Origin of the sequence: Portibacter marinus, from assembly GCF_021533195.1 — a bacterium.
GTDB classification, from domain to species: domain Bacteria; phylum Bacteroidota; class Bacteroidia; order Chitinophagales; family Saprospiraceae; genus Portibacter; species Portibacter marinus.
Genome location: NZ_JAJNKB010000002.1, coordinates 719,605 through 741,379, shown reverse-complemented (window position 1 = coordinate 741,379; position 21,775 = coordinate 719,605). Strand labels below are relative to the sequence as shown.

Here is a 21,775-nt window from a genome sequence, read left to right as displayed (position 1 = left end):
AAAGTGGTAAAAATAATTGTATTTTTAGGAAATTCTAAATCTCATAAATGAACATTATCAATTCCCGGCAGAACATTGCACTGGTAGGGGCTGGAATCATGAGTGCCACTCTTGGTGTCTTATTGAAAAAACTTCTTCCAAATTCCAAAATCGATATTTACGAACGCCTGGATAGGGTCGGTGCAGAAAGCTCAGATGCCTGGAATAATGCAGGTACAGGACACTCGGCATTCTGTGAACTGAACTACACACCGATGACTGATGATGGTCAAGTTGAGATTTCTAAGGCATTGAGCATCTCGGAGCAATTTGAAATCTCCAAACTATTTTGGGCCTACCTTAAAAAAAACAAATATTTAAATCCTGACATTGGTTTCATCAATGACATTGATCATATGAGTTTCGTGTGGGGAGATGCCAATATTACATTTCTCAAAAAAAGATTTGAGGCACTGACCAACTATGCCATGTTTGAGGACATGAAATATTCGGAAAATTTTGATGAGATCTTAGACTGGATCCCACTGATGAATGGCCGTGTTCGAAGCGATAAGATTGCAGCTACAAAAATGTCCATCGGTACAGACGTTAACTTCGGGGCCATTACCAGAGGAATGATCGATTGGTTATCAAATCAGGAAGGTGTGAGATTACATTTAGCACATCATATTCATGAGATAGAACAAGAATCGGGTGGTTGGTGGAAAATTGACATGAAGCATCTGAAAACAGGAGAAGAGAAATCTGCCTATGCGGACTTTGTTTTTATTGGTGCAGGTGGAGGTTCAATACCGCTCTTAGAAAAAACAGATATTCCTGAAGCTCGCGGCTATGGTGGCTTTCCTGTAAGTGGTCAATGGTTGCGTTGTAATAATCCCGAAGTTATTCGCCAACATGAAGCAAAGGTATACGGTAAGGCCGCTGTAGGTTCACCTCCAATGTCTGTACCTCATCTCGATACCAGAATCATAAATGGCGAGCGTTGTTTGCTTTTTGGGCCTTATGCGGGATTTTCAACTAAATTTCTCAAGGAAGGATCATTTATGGATCTTTTCTTAAGTATTGAAATGCACAATGTTTGGCCAATGCTTCGAGCGGGAATAAAAAACATTGACCTCACAAAATATCTGATAGACCAAGTAAGGCAATCTTTTGAAGATAAATTTGAATTCCTGAAATCGTATTATCCTGAGGCTCGTATTGAAGACTGGCAACTCGAGATTGCAGGCCAGAGAGTACAAATTATTAAAAAAGACAAAGATGAAGGAGGTGTTCTGAAATTTGGTACAGAAATCGTATCAAGCCAGGACGGAAGCCTTGCAGCATTGCTCGGAGCATCGCCGGGAGCTTCGACAGCGGTTTCGATCATGCTCAATTTGTTACAAAAATGTTTTCCCACAAATATGGAATCCAAAGAATGGCAAGAGACCATTAGGCACATGATTCCATGTTATGGACAATCATTAATTAAAAATGGCAAACTATGTAAGCAAATGAGAGCATATTCCACTGAAGTTCTAAATCTTCAAGATAGGTCATAAGGTATTTTAAATCGAACCATCCTTTCCTGCACAAGGTAACTTTGGTAATATTACAATGATGCTATTCAATCATTGAATAGTATGATTGATCAATCTTATCATAAATTCTTAACATGTGGGACATCAATGAATTTTACGCTATCATCATAAAGTCTTCCTTAATATACATTATCATCATGTTCATTACCAAGATTGCTGGGCTGAGAACATTTGCAAAAATGGCTAGTGTAGACTTTGCTACGACCATTGCTATAGGGTCGATTTTGGCCAGTGTTATCCTCAATGATAAAGTAAAAGTGACCCATGGTGCAGTGGCACTATCAAGTATCATATTTTTGAATCTAGGGGTAGCTTACCTATCTAAAAAATCGCAAAGCCTATCAAAATTGATTACTAATCAACCATTACTTCTAATGAGAGATGGAGAAATACTTACAGATAATTTAAAGGACGCCAACATTAGTGAAAGAGACTTAATGGCAAAACTTCGAGAAGCTAATGCTTATAAAATCACCCATGTAAAAGCCGTTATATTGGAGACCACAGGTGACATTTCCGTATTACACGGAAATAATGAACAAGAGGTGGATGAGATTGTTCTATCGGGTGTCCAAGTATAAGATTTCTTATTCACTGGCACCTAAGAAATTTGGAGGGAATGTCCACATAGAGGACAGCTATAAGTCTGAATACAGTCCAAAGAGTGGTAATGACTCTTGGCGCATGAACATAAGAGTGCGCAATTATACCGTCAAAAAAAATGGAATCACCTTGTATTTTTGTTTAATTCTACTATTTTTGGGTGAATAGAGCCTTTAATCCCGAAAAATTGGAAAAACAACAAATTGATTCCCAGCGCTCGCATTCTTTGGCCATAGCGAATGAAGAACATGATATTGGAGCTGAGCAACATCAACTTCAGCCTCCCCCTCTCCAGCTGAAGATCGAAAATCAAATAGCCGGATCTGATTCTGAGGCCGACGCAGAAGAAGTCCAACTTAAAAAAGGACAATTTTCAATATCTGCACCAGAGGACCCAAATAATAATAAAGACGGACAAAGAGAAGGTAACAACTCTTTTCAATTAAAGGCACAGGAAAATAATACTGGCCTGCCAGGCCATTTAAAATCGGGCATCGAAGATTTATCCGGATTTTCTATGGATGACGTAAATGTTCATTATAATTCTGATAAACCAGCACAACTACAAGCTCATGCATATGCCCAAGGTAGCGATATTCATATTGGACCTGGTCAGGAAGAACATCTTCCTCACGAAGCCTGGCATGTGGTACAACAGAAACAAGGGCGCGTTCAGCCTACAACCCAGTTGAAAGGGCAGTTCCAGATTAATGATGACCAGGGGTTAGAGAAGGAGGCGGATGAGATGGGGGAAAAGGCGACCAATTTTAGCCAGAATAAAAATTTACTTACAAAGGGTTATAAGTATTCTCCCATTCACACCAATGTTGCCCAATGTATTTTAATATCATCAGAAAATTTCAGAGAAGAAAATTATTTAACAGGTTCAGAATTAGAAATTGACCTTTTATGGAATGGTGAATTAGGTCAGGACGGGAATGAACAAGACGTTGACAACCATGAAGGAGATAATGAAGATAATACGGTTCAGGAGGATCTTAATAATTTAAGCCAAGACGAAATTTTAGAATCAATTGCTAGTTATTTAGAGCAATATGAAGGAGCTCAAGGGAACGATGAAAAATTACAATTGATAGGATTAATGGATAAATATCTTTCCAAATGGTTTGATTTAGAAAGCCAGAATAAGGCCTTTATGAGTGGGAAGGTAAATACAAATAGAATGGTTGTACTCCACAAACAACTAGAAAAAGAACATGCCGAAATCGTTAATGCAACTAAAGATGATGAAAATTTTATACCTTTTAATTTAGATAATTTAGAAGAGGGTGAAACTGCTGAAAGCATTAAATCCTTATGGAGACAAATTGTAAATAATGAAGGGAAAATCAAATTAGGAGGAACTGCAGAGTATCAGCAAGCGACGCTAGGACGAATAGTACATATGTTGGAAACACCCATCGGCAGAACAATGTTAAAATTTCTCAATTCTCCGAGACCGGACCTGGAAAACGATCAAGATGACATTAGAACTAATATATATATAACTAATCTGATAGCAAGTTTACCAGAAGAAATTAGAGGAGGAATAGACATCTCAGTTTCTCAATCACAACCCCTCAATGAAGCGGCTTCGAAAATTGTAAGAACAGAAAATCCTGACCAGAATGAAATTGAAATAGGCAATACATCAGAATATTTGGAAGCTACCTTGGGCAATCAAAGATCCATAAAAGTTGGAGATGACTCTTATAATATGGGGGCAGGAACAGGAGCAGTCGTTTTTGTAGAAGGGGAAAATGTTATAGGTCATCCAAGTGCTCAATATCATGAATTATTTACACCTAGTTTTGTTACTTTAGCACATGAATTAGGACATTCGGTTAACCAAAAAGCAGGTGCCTCGCCAATTGATCAAGGTAATGTGTTAAATACTTTATCGCAAAACGATCACCCTGTTATGACTAACACCTTCTTATGGTCAGATCCTGAAGAATATATTAACATCAATAATGTAGAAAACTCAATACGTGATCAGGCTGGTTTAGGAGGACAAAGAATAAGCCATAAAGGAAGTGCATTAGTAAATTCTGTAGCCAATTCCGGTAGCCCTATCGTGCAACAAAGGCTCCACAACATCACAGCGCGATTGCAACATTTAATCGATATGGGGCATCCACAGCATTCTACGAGGGCACAGATGATTCTAACAGCCTTGGGTGAAAGAGATCAATCTAATGATGAAATGCCTTACAGATGGCAATATCTTCTAAGTAATAAAATTTACGAAAAAACAATAAATCAAATAGATGGACTTGAAGTACAGATAACGCCTCAAAGCGTCTTGAGAACCAGGGTTGAATTACTTGCTGGAGCAATGGAAGGCGTTAATACTAATCTTAGAAGAGCTGAAGAAACATTAGCTGGTCTTAACCGAAGAAATAGGAGAGAAAATCAGTTAACTTTAGATTCGTTGAGACAACGAACAAATTTTTACCTTAATCTACTTTACCAATTGCAGGCAAATCAAACCTTACAAGATAATTATTTAGGAGATAATGCGCAAAGTAGTGGCAACTTCCGGAATCTTCACCGAACTATTTCTGATTTTGGAACTGAAATTTATAACTTCAAAGAAAGAATCAGAAATCTATAAACGAATTAGTCACCATTATAAAATAAGAATGTGCAATTACTGTCTAGAAATAGGCCAGGACTAAGCGCTTTAAAAGCGTTCTAATTTGAAGTGTGGCTACTCTTGTTACTTAAGCAAAAGTACGAATACCTCCTTTAGCCAGACTGCAATTCTAAATAAAGTCCATGAAATGACCTTGAGGAATATGGGTATTGTGAACTAATAGAAGTCTTTAAGGAACAGAAGTAAAGTGTCGTAGTGGGAAGAAACATTAAAAGTCTAAAGCACCTTTCACCGAAGAAAAATGCAATCAGTTTCTTTCACTAAGCGTTCAACTTTTTTTTCATCAATAGAATCAACGCTTCCATTACTTCACCATCATCAATCATTTGCTTAGCCACTTGGTGCACCTTATCCTGATCATTGGTCATGATGTTTGAACTTTGAACTTCTTGGTCAGAAGGAAGTCGCTCCAGATTACCAAGTTTACCTAAGTGATTTCCTGTAAGGATTGTACTTTCCTTGATAAAATCCGGCAAAGCATCTACACCTATCCCCTTTTTCCGAATGGGCTTTTCTACTTCAAACAGTGCTTCACCATTAGCTCTGCAGTACCAATTTTCACCCATCCTCCCCACAAGATCCAATTTCTCAGCATCTAATACACCTTCAGGTTTCATGAAGTCTTCATCGACATGTGCTACCAATACTTCACATATCACCAGACTGCCAGCGCCTCCTTCTGGACCGGTTTCAATAATCTGCACTACCCTACATTCAAATGAGGCAGGGCTTTCTTTAACATAGGGTGGCTTTATCTTTTCACTGGGAACTTCGTGAAAGCCTGATTTTCTGTACTCATTAACACCCTTTTCATAGGCAGTACTGGCAAGAGACATCTGTTCTACCATTGAATAAGTGACCATGCTTATGGCCACTTCTGGTACTTCTTTGACATTTAAAAGCGTATCCTTATCCTGCATCGATCTTGCGCTCCGTACTGGCGCAAAAACCAAAGTAGGTGGATTCGCCCCGAAAACGTTGAAAAAACTGAATGGACTTAAATTGACCCTACCCTCTTGGTCGATTGTACTTGCAAAGGCAATGGGCCTGGGTGCAATCGCACTGGATAATAATGCATATGCCTGTCTGTTCCCTTCACTTTCAAAATCTATTGTCTTCATTTCTTAAATTATTTGACCTCTTACCTCACCAAATCCTACTCTTATTCCTTCTTTTTCACAAAATCCAGAAATTACCACTTCGTCTCCGTCTTCCAGAAACTTTCTTTGGCTTCCATCATCTAGTTCCACATGTTTTTTTCCGCCATGAGTCATTTCCAGTAGTGATCCCAAGGCATTTTCATCTTTGCCACTGATGGTTCCGGAGCCCATTAGATCGCCTATTCTTAGCGGGCAACCATTTATAGTGTGATGTGCCACCTGTTGCTCCATATTCCAGTACATGTATTTAAAATTGGATCTCGAAACCGTCGTACCATTGATATTAACTTGGAGATTAATGTCAATGTTCTTATCGCCTTCAAATTCCAAATATGGCAATACTTTTGGTTGTTGAATGGGTCCGGCAACATTGAAAGGTTGTAAAGCTTCGTACGTGACCACCCACGGAGAAATGGAGGTGGCAAAATTCTTACCTAAAAATGGTCCCAAAGGTACGTATTCCCACTTTTGAATATCTCGAGCGGACCAATCATTAAGCAAAACCATTCCAAATATGTATTCCGAAGCCTCAGACGTTGAGACAGGACTACCCATTGAGTTATTCTTCCCTATGATAAACCCTGTCTCCAGTTCAAAATCTAACGCCCTGGTCGGACCAAAGACAGGTCTTTCCATTTCAGTCGTTTTAATCTGACCTGAAGGTCTTTTTACAGATGTTCCACTCACAATGATAGATGAAGACCTTCCATGGTAGGCTACAGGAAGATGCTTCCAATTAGGCATCAGAGCGTTTTCCGGATCACGGTATAGTTTGCCTACATTTTTAGCATGTTCTTCACTGGAGTAAAAATCTGTATAATCACCCACCTTTACAGGAAGATGCATGCGAACATCACTTTGAAGCAGGAGATATGCAGAAAGATCTGTTCCATTTTTGACCGCAGATTGTATAGTTTTTCTAATGTTACCGGTAATCTCTTTTCCCTGTCCTATTAACGCATTCAATGATCCGGTTTGGACCGTTTCTTTACTTATATTTGAAAACCAACCCTTTTCTACTGCATGGGTCAAATCGAAAATATGTTCACCGACAGCAATACCAATACGTTTTTCTCCTTCTCCTAATGAAAAAACCCCAAAGGGAAGGTTGTGTATTGAAAAATCAGAATCTACTGGTATGATTAGTGGCATATGTTTTAAAGCAAAAATAAGGCAATAAGTTTGAAATTAGTTGCATATGCAACAATTTTCCTGCTATCAAAGACAATAAATATTGACTATTTCACTTATAACATGGAAAATAGTACTAAGCAAATCTTCATCTAACTGATTTTTTATATCTTCCAATCATGAAGCCGAAAGATATCATTTGGTGCATAGCATTAGGGGCTATCGTATTATTAACAGGTAATTGTTCTTTATTTACAGAGCCTGTCGACTATAATACCGATGTTAAACCCATCTTGAACAGAAAGTGTATTTCTTGCCATGGTGGCGTCAAACAAAGTGCTGGATTCAGTCTTTTATCCAGGGATCTTGCCCTGTCAGAAACAGAGTCAGAAAAGCCGGCCATTATTCCAGGCTCAGCAAGCGAGAGTGAATTCATCAGGAGATTGACATTAAAGGATCCTGAAGAGAGAATGCCGCTCGGCGGAGAACCTTTGACACAGGAAGAGATCAATATTCTTACCAAATGGGTGGACCAAGGTGCTCAATGGGGACTTCACTGGGCCTATAAACCTTTAACAAAAGAGCCGGAGGTGTTGCAAATGGGAAGCCAAAACGAAAAGAGTTTTATTGACATTGCCATCGACCAAAAACTCTCGGAATTGGACCTCAAGCAAAATGCTTCTGCTGAAAAATCTGACTTGCTAAGAAGAGTATCCTTTGACTTGATTGGTATGCCAGCACCTGCTGATGTACAGCAAGCTTTTCTGGAAGATGAACTATCGTACGAGGATTTAATTGATCGCTTGTTATCCATGCCCTCATTTGGAGAAAAATGGGCATCAATGTGGTTAGATGTCGCCAGATATGCAGATAGCAAGGGCTTTGAAAAGGATAGATCCCGGGACATATGGCGATATAGAGATTATTTGATTCGATCATTCAATCAAGACAAACCTTATGACGACTTTATCATTGAGCAGCTGGCAGGTGATATGCTTGAAAACCCTTCTCAAGATCAGTTGATCGCTACAGGATTTCACAGAAACACACCGACTAACGATGAAGGTGGAACAGATAATGAGGAATATCGTGTCAAAGCTGTCATGGATCGTGTCAACACTACCTGGGAAGGAATATTGGGAACCACTATGGCTTGTGTCCAATGCCACGGTCATCCATATGACCCTTTTCCTCATGAAGATTACTATGAATCCTATGCTTTCTTCAATAATACAAGAGATGCTGATACAGAAAAAGATTATCCACTTCTCAACTTCCTTGACTCATTAGATGAGCAGCAACTACAAAAGCTAACCAATTGGATAGAAACAGTTGACGAAGAAGAAAAAGCCGCTGAATTAAAAGACTTTGTCTATGTTTCCCAACCCATCATCTATTCTATCGAAACGGATGAACTGGTAAACGCTGCCTTGTATGACACTAAGTATCTTGGATTTAGACAAAATGGGACAGCAAGGATTCCCGATGTCAATTTATCAGGTAAAGAAGTCATGTGGATCAATTTATATTCCCATGTCCACAATGGCCGTTTAAGCATATTCAAAGATAGTTTGGATGGTGAATTATTAGCTGAGCAAAAATTTAACCGCAAATCACAAGGATATGAACTGGTTGAAATCGATTTACCAGAAACAGAGGGATATCACGATATCTATTTTAAATACAGCAGCAATCAGTTGAGCCCCGATATGGATAGAGGACTATCTGTGAACTGGTTTTATTTCGGTGAAGCCTTTCCAGGTAACCCTTCTCAGGAAAGGACAGCCATGTGGAAACAGTTTGAGTCATTGGTAAATGGCAATCATGAAAGCACTTTGATTATGACCGAAAATCCGGAAGACCGTCAAAGAAAGACTTTCGTGTTTGACCGGGGTAACTGGCAAATTCATGCTGCGAAAGTAGAGCCGGGTACGCCAGGTGTGCTTCCTCCTATGGAAGAGGGTGCCAGAAAGGATCGTTTAGGATACGCCAGGTGGATCGCAAGTCCAGCTAACCCCTTGACCTCAAGAACATATGTGAACAGAGTTTGGGAACAAATCTTTGGTATGGGAATCGTGCGAACTGTCGAAGACTTGGGTTCACAAGGAGACAAACCAACACACCCGGATTTGCTGGATCAGTTGGCATACAAATTTGCCAACGACTATGAGTGGTCGACAAAGAGGTTACTTAAATCCATCATGGCTTCCAGTGCATATCGCCAATCTTCAATGGCTTCAGAAGAGAAAATTGATAAAGATCCTTATAACCAATTCCTTTCAAGAGGACCCAGAAATAGATTGACAGCGGAACAGATCAGAGATCAGGCGCTGTTTGTCAGTGATTTATTGGTTCCCAAAATGTATGGACCACCTGTCAAACCTTATCAACCCGATGGTATTTGGAACACGCCTTATAACAATGAAAAATGGGTGATGAGTGAAGGTGAAGACAGATATCGGAGAGCCATTTATACGATGATTAAGCGAACCTCCATTTATCCGGCAATGGAAACCTTTGATATGGCTTCCAGGCAATTGTGTACTTCACGAAGAATAGATTCTAACACACCTTTACAAGCCTTAGTTACTTTAAATGACCCCGCGTTTGTAGAGATTTCAGAAGCGATCGGATTACAAATATTGAATGCCAAATCAGTGGAAGAGGGAATCGATAAAGTCTACTTCAGTGCTATGAATAAGAAAATTCATCCTAAAAAACTTGCGATTTTACATCAACTTTACGAGGAGACCAAAGCAGATTCAAATCGGGAAAATGCAGAAGAAATTGCCGCATTAACCGTAGCAAATGCCATCATTAATTTAGACGACTTCCTCAATAAATAAGCATGAAAAAGATCATCAACGAATATAAATTAAAGAAAAGCGAGCTTAATACGAGAAGGTTATTTTTAAAGACCGCAGGCTTGAGCATGGGGGCACTTGCCCTTAACACCATTTTACCTGGATGCACACAAAACACGGTGTCCAAAGCACCCATTGACCTCAATCCCCTCAGTCCAAGGAGCCCACACTTTGCCGCCAAGGCTAAATCAGTGATTTACATACACATGGCCGGTGCACCCTCACAATTTGAATTGTTTGAGAACAAACCGGTTTTAAACCAGCTAAATGGACAAGATTGTCCACCATCTCTTTTAGAAGGTAAAAGGTTTGCTTTCATCAGAGGAGTTCCGAAAATGTTGGGAAGCCAGGCTCAATTCGAGCAAGTAGGGGAATCAGGAGCGTGGGTTTCAGATCGGCTGCCGCATTTCAAGCAGGTGGCAGATGAAGTTTCCTTCATCAGAGGGCTGCATACGGATCAATTTAATCATGCACCTGCCCAAATCATGATGCATACCGGAAGTGCAATTATTGGAAGACCAAGCCTGGGAAGTTGGGCTACTTACGGCCTGGGATCTGTTAATCAAAACCTACCTGGCTTTGTGGTTTTAACCTCAGGAGGAGCCAATCCGGATGCAGGTAAACAAGTATGGGGAAATGGCTTTCTGCCTTCCGTATATCAGGGTGTTCATTGCCGTTCCAATGGTGACCCAGTCCTATTTCTCAATGACCCCGAAGAAATGCCCAGAAACATCCGCAAGAAATCTATCGACGCCATCAATGATGTGAATGCGTTGACTTACGAAGAATTCAATGATCCCGAAACCGTTGCCAGAATCGCTCAATATGAGATGGCTTACAGGATGCAAATGTCTGTACCGGAGGTGATGGACATCTCAACGGAACCTGAGTACATCCATGAATTATATGGCACACAACCAGGAAAAGAGTCATTCGCAAACAACGCATTGCTGGCCAGGAAGTTGGTCGAAAAAGGCGTTCGCTTTATCCAATTGTTTGATTGGGGATGGGACTCTCATGGCGTATCGAGAATGGGTGCTTTAGAATTAGGTTTCATCAATAAGTGCCGTGAAACCGATAAGCCAGTGGCTGCCCTATTACTCGATTTGAAGCAAAGAGGATTGTTGGATGAAACGCTGGTGATTTGGGGCGGAGAATTTGGACGTACACCAATGCAGGAAAACAGAAATGGAGTAAAGCAGATTTATAAGGGAAGAGATCATCACCCTTCTGCATTTACCATTTGGATGGCAGGAGGTGGGATTAAGAAAGGGGCAAGCTATGGCGAGACGGATGAAATTGGATACGATGTAGTCAGCGAAAAATCTTCCATTCATGACGTACATGCAACCATTTTAAATCAACTAGGCTTTGACCATGAAAAATTTACCTTTGATTTTCAAGGTAGACCTTTCCGCCTCACAGATGTGGAAGGTCATGTCATTAAAAAAATCATAGCTTGATGAATATAGATAGGAGGAGATTTCTGCAAAATTCCGCAGTGGTTTTGGGTGGTATGCCAATGTTTACATTTTTTAAATTCTTACCAGAGTATCAAGGCAACAAACTTGACCACATTGAGATTTATAATACCAAATGGGGTTTTGGGGGCAGTCTTGAATCGTTTTGTAGTCAATCCAAAGCGCTGGGGTATGATGGTATCGAGGTGTGGGTCCCTGCAGAGATTGAAGCCAGAAAGAATCTGGTGAACGTTGCTAAAGATCATGGGCTAAAACTAGGGCTTTTAGCAGGGAACAATGGCGATAGTCCGGAGGCCCATTTGCAGAGCTATAAAGACTCCATTTCCAATGCCTTAGAATGTGAACCTTCCTTTATCAATTGTCATGCTGGAAAAGACTATTTCACTTTTGAAGAAAATAGCTTGTTTATAGAGCACAGTATAGCGAAAGAATCTGAAACGGGCATTCCCATTCACCATGAATCACATCGTGGACGAATTTTATTCAATGCTGTTACTGCTGAGCAATTTTTGAAAGCATACGATCAGCTCTTTTTGACCCTTGATATTTCACACTGGACGGTGGTGCATGAGTCATTGCTTGGTGATCAAAAAGAAAGAGTAGATTTGGCATTGTCAAGAACCAGACATGTTCATTCCAGAGTTGGATTTCAGGAAGCTCCTCAAATTCCCAATCCTTCATCAGAACACTATGAAAATGCGGTCAAAGCTCATTTTGCATGGTGGGATCGAATTGTTGATGAAAAGGCTAAAAAAGGAGCGGCTTTAACCATGACCACTGAGTTTGGACCTCCACCTTATATGTGGACCCATCCAGACACTGGAAAACCACTTGCAGAGGTATGGGATATGAATGTTATGATGATGAAAATGTGGAAGGAGAGATATGGTTGATTTTCTAGGTCGAATGCATATTTTGATACTCCATCTTCCGATAGGGATATTATTGATGGTAGTGATTCTCGAATGGGTACATCTCATTAAAGAGATTAAAGTTCCTGATTCAGTTTTTAAAGTTATTTATTTTGTAGGAGCTATCTCTGCTATTTTTGCTTGCATAACCGGAAACATCCTGGCAGGCGGTTATGACTATACTTCAGCTGAAACCAATGATCATTTCTGGGCAGGTATCGTAACAGCCTTGCTTGCGAGTGTAACTTTTTTAATGAGTGTCTCCGGACTGGCTAATTTTAGAAAATATGCATCACTTGTTGTTGCTGCTTCCATCATGGTAACAGGACATTTAGGAGGAAGTCTGACTCATGGTGAAGGTTTTCTTAATCCAGGCCTCATTGCTTATGCAGATGAAAAGCCACTTGAATTTGAAGTACAAAATGTTGAGCAAGCTGATATTTACCATGACATTGTCTCTCCATTATTGGACAATAAATGTGTTTCGTGTCACGGACCGAATAAAATTAAAGGCAAACTGCGCATGGATACGCCTGAACACTTGCAGGAAAACGGCAAATCAGGTAATGAGTTACTGACCGCTGATGGAGAATTAATCAGGCGAATTGAACTGCCCATGAGCCATGACAAACACATGCCTCCTGATACCAAATCGCAATTGACAGAGCAGCAACTGAAAACATTAAAATGGTGGATTGAAAATGGCTCAGCATTTGATATGAAGGTCAATCAAATACCTGATCACGAAAAAATGATTCCTGTGATGACAAAAATGATTGAAGAAAGTGCTCAACCGGTAGATGATCGAAAGAACATTCCCGCCAATTTACCCGAAACGGAAGTGGCAGAAGCTGATGTGGAAATTATCAATCAGCTAAAGCGAGACAAAGTGGTGGTGTTGCCAGCTGGAGAAGATAGTCCATTTCTGGAAATTGATTTTGTGAATATCGATTCATTGACGGACGATCAAATTGACCTGCTGGCGCAGATTGCACCAAACATCGTTCACCTGAAATTGAGCGATACCAGGAATGCTTCGAAACTCTTTACAATTGTTGAAAATATGTCCAATCTGATGAAGCTTTATCTGGACGACACTGATTTGAGAAGCATCGACATGGGATTATTGAATAAAACTGGTCAATTGGTTTATCTGAATTTAAGTGGTACTAACATAGGTGACGCCCAGCTTCAGGAGTTACAATCGCACAAACAATTAGAAAGAATCTATGCTTATGATACTCAAGCAACCATTGACTCTCTGGCAAACGGCACCATAGTTTTCTCGGGTAATTTCACCCTATCCATGCTGCCTTCAGACACCATTAGATTATAACATCGGATGGAAAGATGTTCGATAATGATGATTAAGAACATGACAAGATGTCTATATCCATGAAGCGCCGTAAAGAAAGACTAAGGAGAGAAATGCTCCAAAGAAGAAGTGAGATAGATCGAGATGTTAAAATAAAATATGACCAGGCCATATGCAATCAATTGGTAGCAATTTGTGATACAAATCGACCATCAGTCATTCATTCTTACTTACCTATTGGGTCCGAAATAGATATACTTCCCTTCCTGCAATATGCTTTAGATAAAGGTAAGGAGGTAGTATGCCCCAGAGTCATTGCAGATCGTGAAATGGATATGGTCATCCTGAAGGATATATCTGAGCTAAAACAGAGTTTTAAAGGCACGAAGATTCCTAATTCAGGTCAAATTTTTGAAGGAGAACCTGAATTGATGATTGTTCCAGGTGTCGCATTTGACAATGATAATTACCGAATGGGTTATGGTGGAGGTTTTTATGATCGATTCCTCCTTAAATTCGAAGATGCAATGAAAATTGGTCTGGCCTACCCTTTTCAAATGGTTAGAAACTTACCTAAAGAGGCTCATGATGTCCAACTGGACCAGATCATTTATTTCAATGCTTTATAAATGGTACTGATGCCACCAGCTTGAGGCATAATTTCTACCGATTGATATCCCACCTTCAGCATGATGGCTTTCAGTTCTTCACCGTAGGGGAAGACATGGGCAGAATTGGACAAATAAGAATAGGCATTTTTATCTTTTGAGAAAAGTCTACCTACCAATGGGATAAAAAGTTTGGTATGTAAACCGTAGCCAAATCTCATCAGAGCGGATTTAGGGACGGAAGTTTCTAATACTACTAATCGGCCGCCAGGTTTTAAAACTCTTAAGATTTCTCCCAGGCCCAGTTCTAAGTCCTCAAAGTTTCTGATTCCATAAGATACCGAAACCGCATCGAAAGAAGCCTCTTCAAAGGGCAGTTTTTCTGCATCACCATTTTGAAACTGAACGCGATCGCTTAATTTGTATTTACTCGAGCGTTTTCTCGCGATATCCAGCATGCCATTAGAAATATCCAAACCGATGATTTGATCGATGTCTGACTCCGCATACATAAAAACCATATCTCCGGTACCGGTGGCCACATCAAGCACTATTTCAATTCCCTCTTCCGTCATGAGTTGTTTCACCTTTCTCCTCCACCCTTTATCCATACCAAAGGTGATGATTCTGTTCATGACATCGTAATTACCTGAAATATTGTCAAACATTTCAGTGACCTGTTCCTTTTTGCCAGCCTCAGAATCTTTATATGGTTTAATACTTTTCGACATTTTTTAGATTGAGTTTGCAATATAGCAAACTGCTCAACAACGACATGGTTCAGAATTTCTGCATTAATTTCTATTAGGGAGCGAACACATCGCTGAGAGAGGCAGTTTTTAAATTGACACCAATTCACTCTTCAATTATTAAAGATGGAAAAGCATATTTCGAGCAGCTTTACGCTGTCAGGTCCAGAAAAATTAAAGGTTCATAAATCGGTGGACAAGCTCTCCCGGTTTGACAGTCACATCACTTCTGTATCCATTTTCTTTACGGAAGAAGCGGAAAAGGTGAAATGTATTACTGAAGTCACTTATCTGATTCCCGGGAGAAAGGAAAAAAGGATTATTAAGAATAGCATTAGTAAGAAGGCCAGCAAGGCGCTCAAGAAAGCATTGAAGAAGGTGAAGACCAAGATGATTTCCGTGGTCGTGAAGTATGCAAAGGCTGCGTGATGATTCTTTAGGGGTTTTATATTTTAATATACTGCCAATTCACACACTTCGCTGTATTGTTTATCAAAACTCAATTATTATATAGGTAAATATGTAGTAGATTTTAGTTATCATATTTTCTGATAAAAGTATAAATCATTGATAATCAATTCTGAAAATAGTAATTCACAACATCTATTTATATTATTGGATAAATTTTGGGCAAAAATTTGCAATCGATCATGTATAAATCAGACGAAAATTGTAAATTTGCACCCGCTTAGATGGTTCCGTAGCTCAGCTGGATAGAGCAGCTGACTTCTAATCAGCAGGCCACAGGTTCGAATCCTGTCGGAATCACTAGAAAATCGAAAGCTGGACACGTTAGTGTCCGGCTTTTGTGTTTTAGTACAATGCCGTAGAGCTTGCTCTAAAGCTTTCGTACTAAAACACAAAAGTACATGCGGTAGCATGTAGGCTTTTGATTCTGACCTCGGAGCACCAAGGATCAACGACAGTTAATCCTCCATCAATTGACGCTCTTCAAAACACTAGTTCATCGTTTCATAATGAATAAAATGTAATAAAACCCAGGCGAAGTGGATGGATTTGATTATATCATTTGATTAAGTAACTTTAATACATTACAAATCATTAATCAATCTTTAAAACTTTAATCATGAGTATCGAAAGCATTTTAGTTTGGATCGTTTTGGGAGCTATTGCCGGATGGCTTGCCGGAGTAATCGTGAGAGGATTTGGATTGGGTTTATTAGGTAATATCGCCGTCGGAATCGTTGGAGCATTTCTTGGCGGCTGGTTGGCTGGAGAACTAGGAGTTGCAGGTGCTGCAGTGGGCGGACTGACTTTTGCCAGCATCATTACAGCGATGCTCGGTGCAGTAATATTGCTATTGCTATTACGCTTAGTTCGAAGAGTATAATCTCTAAGAGAGGCTGCCTAACCTTTGGGTAGCCTCTTTCTTCCAAAAACTCCCTTTCCGTACACCTTTTCATAATTTCAGTATATTTATTTGATGTACAAACTGCTGCTGCTTACATTGCTGCTATTCTCCATCGATTTAATAGCTCAACAAACTCCGATCAATAGAACTGATTATCAATTGACTATGAAATCCATTGACCAAAAAATAGTGGTTGACGGCGTTCTCGATGACCTGCCCTGGCAAACTGCCGAGAAAACAACTCCTTTCCATAAAGTCACACCTATAGATGAAGGTTATCCCATCTCTCCCTCTGAAGTGATGATGGTTAGAAATAAAGACCATTTTTACGTGGCCATCACTTGTTTCGACACCATTCCCGGCAAACGACCGGTCGAATCACTCAGACGGGACTTTGCGTTTGGTCGAAATGATAACTTCATTGTTTTTATCGATACTTATAATGATCAGACCAACGGTTTCGCTTTTGGCATTTCAGCTGTGGGTGCACAGTGGGAAGGAATCCAGGCAGATGGTGGTTTTGTTTCTTTGAATTGGGATACGAAATGGAAATCTGCGGTGCAAAACTACAGCGATCGTTGGACGGCTGAATTTGAAATTCCTTATAAGAGTATTCGATACAAGGAAGGTCAGACAGAATGGGGCATCAATTTCTCCAGGCTAGACCTGAAAACGGGACAAAAATCTGCCTGGGCACCGGTTCCCAGGCAATTTCAAACCGCGAATCTAGCTTTTACAGGGACTTTGAAATGGGATGACCCTTTGCCTTCGAGAAAAGTAAATTATGCTGCTATTCCATATCTATTTACACAAGGCAACCAGGATTTTTCTGAAGGCAAGAACCTCGACTATAAATTTAAAGCTGGACTGGATGCCAAAGTGACACTTTCTTCCTCGCTTAACCTGGACCTGACACTCAATCCCGACTTTTCACAGGTAGAAGTTGATGTCCAGCAAATCAATTTAGATCGATTCGAGCTTTTCTTCCCGGAAAGAAGACAGTTCTTTCTTGAAAACAGTGATCTATTTGCCAGCCTTGGCGCTAATGGTAACAGGCCTTTTTTCAGCCGACGCATTGGTCTTACCAATCCTGTGTTGGGGGGTGCCAGATTAAGTGGCAAACTTGGCAATAAGGCTAGGATAGGTCTAATGAATATCCAGACAGGTTCTAATGAGCTCAAAGATGCAAGCAATTATACAGTAGGTGTATTCCAACAGCAATTCTCAACCAGGTCCAACGCCTCCTTTTTTGTGGTCAATGAATACAATTTCAATGCGCAAGGTGACCAAAGTAAGTACAACAGCGTAACTGGATTTGACCTCAATTTATCTTCAGCTGACAGTAAATGGACCAGTAAAATATTCTTTCATCAGTCTCTTTATCAAAACATGCAGGCAAGCGCATTCACTGCCTCTGGCAGCGTTTTGTACAGTACCCCGAAGCTGGCGTTCGCATTGGCCCACTCTTTTATCGGCGAAGGATATAGCGCAAAAGTAGGATTTGTCAGAAGAACAGGTGTTTTCAGATTGGTTCCGGAATTTCAATATCGGTTTTTCCCCACCAACTCAAGTTTGGTCAGCCATGGCATCAATATCGGTTCAATCAACTTTTTTGATACTTCTTATCAATTGCTGGACCGAACTTCGGGAATCAGCTATCAATTTACCTGGGCAGACCGCAGTACACTCTCCTTTAATATTTCAGAAGTTTTTATCCGGCTCCAAAACCCCTTTGATCCTACGAATACTGGTGGCACTCCCTTGCCTGCGGGCACTTCGTACCAATATTTCGGTACAGGAATAGGCTACTTTTCGAATCCAAGAAGTTTGGTAAGCTATTCTGTTACAGCCGGTTATGGAAGTTTTTTTAATGGTACCAGATCCGAAATTACAACAGAAGCAGCCTATCGATTCCAACCTTACGGCTACATTGGCATAGCAGCGACCTATAATGATATCAATTTGCCGCAACCCTATAACAATGCAAACTTTTACTTAATTGGACCTAAAATAGATGTGACTTTCACCGATAAAATCTTTCTATCCACCTTCACACAGTTCAACAATCAAATCAATAATCTCAATGTTAATGTTCGCTTTCAATGGCGCTATGCGCCCGGATCTGATTTCTTTATCGTATTTACCCAAAATACATTTCAGGATGATTATGTCATTAAAGATCGAGGCCTAATCGCGAAAATAAGTTATTGGTTCAATTGATCTGCTCTACCATTAATCTCCGGCAAACTTCATGAGTCAAAGTAATGCCCTCACAATTCCGGTAATCAACGACCATTGATTTGTCAAATGGTTCAACCTTTTTGATATTGAACTCGGTGCCAAGTCCAATTTGCTTATCTGTCAGCATGGCAAGTAGGGAGTCCGTATTGTCAATGACAGCTTTCAGTCTCAAAGTATCCCCCACCCTATAATTCGATAATGCTTTGTAAGGTCTTCGGTATAGCTCCCCATTTTTTGCAGGAATGGGTGAACCATGAGGATCGGCGTCCGGAAAACCAAGTAGCCGATCCATGCGATCAAATAATGATTCAGATTTTAAATGTTCTACCTCTTCAGCGATTTCATGCACCTCTTCCCAGCCGAAACCCATAATATCGACCAGAAACATTTCAGTTAATCGATGTTTGCGAATGATTTGTGCCGCTTCTACCTGACCAAGTTCTGAAAGCCTGATAGGTTTGTATTTTTGATAATCTACCCATCCTCTGTCAGCCAATTTTTTAATCATTTCAGTGACCGTGGACTTATTCACCTGCATCTCTTCCGCCAATTCAGATATGGTCGCAGTCTTATTACGTTGTTGAAGGTAGTATATCGCTTTTAGATAATTCTCTTTCGTCTGTGTAGGCAAAGCTGATGGTAAATTTTAAAGTGTATTGTGATTTCACCACTAGTTAGGATGCACCTAATTTCTAAACAAAAGTAAGAGGTTTTGAACAGAAACTAAAATAAATAAAATAACTCTGTTTAAATTTGTTTGGTAGTACCAAACTTTTTATTTTTGTTGTACTAAATAAAAATTTTGCATAGACTCATATATACATTTTTCTTATTACTTAGCATTGGATGGGCCAACAGTCAAGACCTGTCGATTACAGGGACAGTCCTCTCCGATGACCAACCGCTTGAATTCGCAACGGTATCCTTGAACGAAAAAAAGATCACATATACGGATCAAGAAGGTCGATTTGTCTTCAACCAACTTGAAAACGGTAAATACTCAATACAACTATCCTATTTAGGGTATATCGCTCATGAAGAAATCATAGAGCTGGGAAGCGAAAACATTGACATACAAACCACATTGAAACGAGAACCTTTAAATTTCGACGAAATTGTGGTGACCGGTACAAAAACATTCAAACGTCAAACCAATTCCGCGGTGATTGTCAATGTAGTGGATAGTAAAACGCTGGATAATATTCAAGCATGTAACTTGTCCGAAGGTTTAAAATTTCAACCAGGGTTGCGCGTGGAAACGGATTGCCAGACCTGTAATTATACGCAGTTAAGAATGAATGGACTTGCAGGAGGATATTCTCAAATTCTTATCAACGGACGCCCGATTTTTAGTCCTCTGACCGGTCTTTACGGTTTAGAGCAGATTCCTGTTAACATGATTGATAAAATAGAAGTCATCCGAGGAGGCGGGTCGTCTTTGTATGGAAGTAGTGCAATCGGAGGCACCGTCAATATTCTAACCAAGATCCCTCAAGAGAATTCAATCACCCTAAATTCTATGTATCAAAGAATCAATAGCCAGTCCAATGATATGATGTTGAACGGAAACGGAAATTGGGTTACGAAGAAAAAGAATGCTGGTATTTCCCTATTTATGAATCAACGTAATAGGGAAATCTATGACCATAACAACGATGGCTTTTCAGAGTTACCTAAAATCACCAATAGCTCAGTTGGCATCAGTACTTTTTTCAAGCCGACAGATCAGCAAAAGATCGAAGTCAGCTTAAGCAGGTTATACGAATATCGATATGGTGGAGAAATAACAGACCTACCTGCTCATTTGGCCATGCAATCTGAAGAAAGAACACATCGAGTCTGGATGGGAAGCGCAGACTATCAAATCAATTTTTCACGTGCTTCCCTGATTCTATATTCTGCTTTTCAAAATACTTCAAGAGATCACTATACGGGCATTTTTCCTGATGATCCATCTGAAATTTCACAGCATCTGGACAATCCGCCATATGGCATCTCAAACACCAGTACTTTACAAAGTGGGTTGCAATTTAATTATGAATTCGAGGATTTCATGGCTGGTTCAAATATTTTCACCCTGGGTGCCGAGTATCTTTTAGATGATACTTATGATGAGATTCCAGCCTATCAATATCTCATAGATCAAGTGACCCGGGATCTCGGTATTTTTGTTCAAAGTGACTATGAAATTTCACCCTATTTAAATCTCTTGACCGGTGTTAGAATGGATCATCACAATTTGGTTGATCCCCTCATCTTCAGCCCAAGAATTTCACTCTTATATAAGTTTCTTCAGTTCGGCCAGGTCAGACTTGGCTACGGTACGGGTTTTAGGGCACCTCAGGCCTTTGACACGGATCTACATATCGCATTTGCAGGCGGAGGCGTTTCCAGGGTTCAATTGGATCCGGAACTGAAAGAAGAAAGATCTGAAAGTTTTAATTTATCCGTTAACTATGACCAGCCGACGGAGAATTGGATAGCGGGTTTTACAACGGAGGCCTTTTATACCAGATTAGATGACGCTTTTATCTTAAAGCCCATTGGGGAAGATGAGTTTGGAGAGCAATTCAGAAAGGAAAACGGTCAGGGAGCCACTGTTCAGGGATTGACTTTAGAACTTCGCGCCAATTATAATCGAGTGCTTCAGCTAGAGTCCGGCTTTACCATACAGAGCAGCAGATTTGACCAGGAGGTGGTCTACATCGATGAATTGGAAGGATTGAGAGCGTTTATCAGAACGCCTGATGAATATGGATTTGCTAATCTTTCCTTTACACCCAATAATAAATTCAACTTTAATCTCAATTATGTCTACACCGGCAGTATGATCATACCACACTTTGCAGGTGCCCCCAATCAGGATAAGGACGAGCTATTTACTACTTCTCCTTTTTCAGATCTCAGTAGCAGAATCGGCTATTTATTCCCATTGAGTCAGAATATTTCGATGGAATTATATGGAGGGGTGAAAAATGTACTCAACAGTTATCAGGAGCAATTTGATACTGGGAAGAATAGAGACAGCAACTTTGTGTATGGTCCATCTGCGCCCAGGTCATTGTATGTCGGAGTAAAATTGATGCTTTGATATCAAAATT

16 protein-coding genes and 1 tRNA gene are annotated in these 21,775 nt (G+C 40.1%); 13 read left to right on the top strand and 4 right to left on the bottom strand.

Translation table 11 applies throughout. From position 1 onward, the window contains the following. Positions 1 to 47: 47 nt before the first annotated feature. The 3 genes from mqo (at position 48) to L2567_RS07205 (ending at position 4,800) form a co-directional block, all read left to right on the top strand. A complete protein-coding gene (mqo, locus tag L2567_RS07215) occupies positions 48 to 1,541 on the top strand; it encodes a malate dehydrogenase (quinone) (protein WP_235297078.1) in 1,494 nt (497 codons plus the stop codon). 113 nt (positions 1,542 to 1,654) lie between these two features. Next, positions 1,655 to 2,161 carry a DUF421 domain-containing protein gene (locus L2567_RS07210; RefSeq protein WP_235297077.1) on the top strand — a complete coding sequence of 169 codons (507 nt, stop codon included), beginning with the start codon at positions 1,655 to 1,657 and terminating at the stop codon, positions 2,159 to 2,161. 182 nt (positions 2,162 to 2,343) lie between these two features. Beyond that, entirely contained in the window at positions 2,344 to 4,800 is a 2,457-nt protein-coding gene (locus L2567_RS07205) for an eCIS core domain-containing protein (RefSeq protein ID WP_235297076.1), read from the top strand. Between the two features lie 302 nt (positions 4,801 to 5,102). Here the strand turns inward: L2567_RS07205 and L2567_RS07200 are convergent, their stop codons facing one another. Further along, on the bottom strand, positions 5,103 to 5,963 hold the full coding sequence (locus L2567_RS07200; RefSeq protein ID WP_235297075.1) for a flavin reductase family protein: 861 nt from the start codon (positions 5,961 to 5,963) through the stop codon (positions 5,103 to 5,105). A gap of 3 nt (positions 5,964 to 5,966) precedes the next feature. Further along, entirely contained in the window at positions 5,967 to 7,154 is a 1,188-nt protein-coding gene (fahA, locus tag L2567_RS07195) for a fumarylacetoacetase (RefSeq protein ID WP_235297074.1), read from the bottom strand. Positions 7,155 to 7,312: 158 nt separating this feature from the next. Here fahA and L2567_RS07190 point away from each other — a divergent pair, with 158 nt between their 5' ends. Genes L2567_RS07190 through L2567_RS07170 form a run of 5 tightly spaced genes read left to right on the top strand, consistent with a single transcriptional unit; the run spans position 7,313 to position 14,333 of the window. Next, the gene (locus L2567_RS07190; RefSeq protein WP_235297073.1) at positions 7,313 to 9,979 is read left to right on the top strand and encodes a DUF1553 domain-containing protein; all 2,667 of its coding nucleotides are present in this window, start codon (positions 7,313 to 7,315) and stop codon (positions 9,977 to 9,979) included. 2 nt (positions 9,980 to 9,981) lie between these two features. Then, complete coding sequence (locus L2567_RS07185) at positions 9,982 to 11,460, top strand: DUF1501 domain-containing protein (RefSeq protein WP_235297072.1); 1,479 nt, start codon at positions 9,982 to 9,984, stop codon at positions 11,458 to 11,460. Further along, positions 11,460 to 12,371, top strand: coding sequence for a sugar phosphate isomerase/epimerase family protein (locus L2567_RS07180; RefSeq protein WP_235297071.1), 912 nt, complete (start codon positions 11,460 to 11,462; stop codon positions 12,369 to 12,371). The genes L2567_RS07185 and L2567_RS07180 overlap by 1 nt, the downstream gene beginning before the upstream one ends. Continuing rightward, a complete protein-coding gene (locus L2567_RS07175) occupies positions 12,364 to 13,725 on the top strand; it encodes a c-type cytochrome domain-containing protein (protein ID WP_235297070.1) in 1,362 nt (453 codons plus the stop codon). The genes L2567_RS07180 and L2567_RS07175 overlap by 8 nt, the downstream gene beginning before the upstream one ends. Before the next feature lie 59 nt (positions 13,726 to 13,784). After that, entirely contained in the window at positions 13,785 to 14,333 is a 549-nt protein-coding gene (locus L2567_RS07170) for a 5-formyltetrahydrofolate cyclo-ligase (protein WP_235297069.1), read from the top strand. Here L2567_RS07170 and ubiE read toward each other — a convergent pair. After that, entirely contained in the window at positions 14,315 to 15,043 is a 729-nt protein-coding gene (ubiE, locus tag L2567_RS07165; RefSeq protein WP_235297068.1) for a bifunctional demethylmenaquinone methyltransferase/2-methoxy-6-polyprenyl-1,4-benzoquinol methylase UbiE, read from the bottom strand. The two genes, L2567_RS07170 and ubiE, sit on opposite strands and share 19 nt — an antisense overlap. A gap of 144 nt (positions 15,044 to 15,187) precedes the next feature. Here ubiE and L2567_RS07160 point away from each other — a divergent pair, with 144 nt between their 5' ends. The 4 genes from L2567_RS07160 (at position 15,188) to L2567_RS07145 (ending at position 18,653) form a co-directional block, all read left to right on the top strand. Beyond that, entirely contained in the window at positions 15,188 to 15,490 is a 303-nt protein-coding gene (locus L2567_RS07160) for a hypothetical protein (RefSeq protein ID WP_235297067.1), read from the top strand. A 265-nt stretch (positions 15,491 to 15,755) separates the two neighbouring features. After that, positions 15,756 to 15,829, top strand: a tRNA-Arg gene (locus tag L2567_RS07155). 319 nt (positions 15,830 to 16,148) lie between these two features. After that, positions 16,149 to 16,412 carry a GlsB/YeaQ/YmgE family stress response membrane protein gene (locus L2567_RS07150; RefSeq protein WP_235297066.1) on the top strand — a complete coding sequence of 88 codons (264 nt, stop codon included), beginning with the start codon at positions 16,149 to 16,151 and terminating at the stop codon, positions 16,410 to 16,412. Between the two features lie 93 nt (positions 16,413 to 16,505). Beyond that, positions 16,506 to 18,653, top strand: coding sequence for a DUF5916 domain-containing protein (locus L2567_RS07145; protein WP_235297065.1), 2,148 nt, complete (start codon positions 16,506 to 16,508; stop codon positions 18,651 to 18,653). On the opposite strand, the gene L2567_RS07140 is transcribed toward L2567_RS07145, so the two are convergent. Beyond that, entirely contained in the window at positions 18,646 to 19,305 is a 660-nt protein-coding gene (locus tag L2567_RS07140) for a metal-dependent transcriptional regulator (protein ID WP_235297064.1), read from the bottom strand. The genes L2567_RS07145 and L2567_RS07140 overlap by 8 nt on opposite strands. Positions 19,306 to 19,476: 171 nt before the next feature. On the opposite strand from L2567_RS07140, the gene L2567_RS07135 reads away from it, so the two are divergent. Next, positions 19,477 to 21,765 (top strand): TonB-dependent receptor, encoded by a 2,289-nt coding sequence (locus L2567_RS07135; protein WP_235297063.1) that lies wholly within the window; start codon positions 19,477 to 19,479, stop codon positions 21,763 to 21,765. The last annotated feature ends 10 nt before the right edge of the window (positions 21,766 to 21,775 follow it).

Coding starts and splice junctions, on each gene's coding strand:
- mqo (WP_235297078.1), top strand. CDS start 48: ATGAACATTATCAATTCCCGGCAGAACATTGCACTGGTAGGGGCTGGA.
- L2567_RS07210 (WP_235297077.1), top strand. CDS start 1,655: ATGTGGGACATCAATGAATTTTACGCTATCATCATAAAGTCTTCCTTA.
- L2567_RS07200 (WP_235297075.1), bottom strand. CDS start 5,963: ATGAAGACAATAGATTTTGAAAGTGAAGGGAACAGACAGGCATATGCA.
- fahA (WP_235297074.1), bottom strand. CDS start 7,154: ATGCCACTAATCATACCAGTAGATTCTGATTTTTCAATACACAACCTT.
- L2567_RS07190 (WP_235297073.1), top strand. CDS start 7,313: ATGAAGCCGAAAGATATCATTTGGTGCATAGCATTAGGGGCTATCGTA.
- L2567_RS07185 (WP_235297072.1), top strand. CDS start 9,982: ATGAAAAAGATCATCAACGAATATAAATTAAAGAAAAGCGAGCTTAAT.
- L2567_RS07180 (WP_235297071.1), top strand. CDS start 11,460: ATGAATATAGATAGGAGGAGATTTCTGCAAAATTCCGCAGTGGTTTTG.
- L2567_RS07175 (WP_235297070.1), top strand. CDS start 12,364: ATGGTTGATTTTCTAGGTCGAATGCATATTTTGATACTCCATCTTCCG.
- L2567_RS07170 (WP_235297069.1), top strand. CDS start 13,785: ATGAAGCGCCGTAAAGAAAGACTAAGGAGAGAAATGCTCCAAAGAAGA.
- ubiE (WP_235297068.1), bottom strand. CDS start 15,043: ATGTCGAAAAGTATTAAACCATATAAAGATTCTGAGGCTGGCAAAAAG.
- L2567_RS07160 (WP_235297067.1), top strand. CDS start 15,188: ATGGAAAAGCATATTTCGAGCAGCTTTACGCTGTCAGGTCCAGAAAAA.
- L2567_RS07150 (WP_235297066.1), top strand. CDS start 16,149: ATGAGTATCGAAAGCATTTTAGTTTGGATCGTTTTGGGAGCTATTGCC.
- L2567_RS07145 (WP_235297065.1), top strand. CDS start 16,506: ATGTACAAACTGCTGCTGCTTACATTGCTGCTATTCTCCATCGATTTA.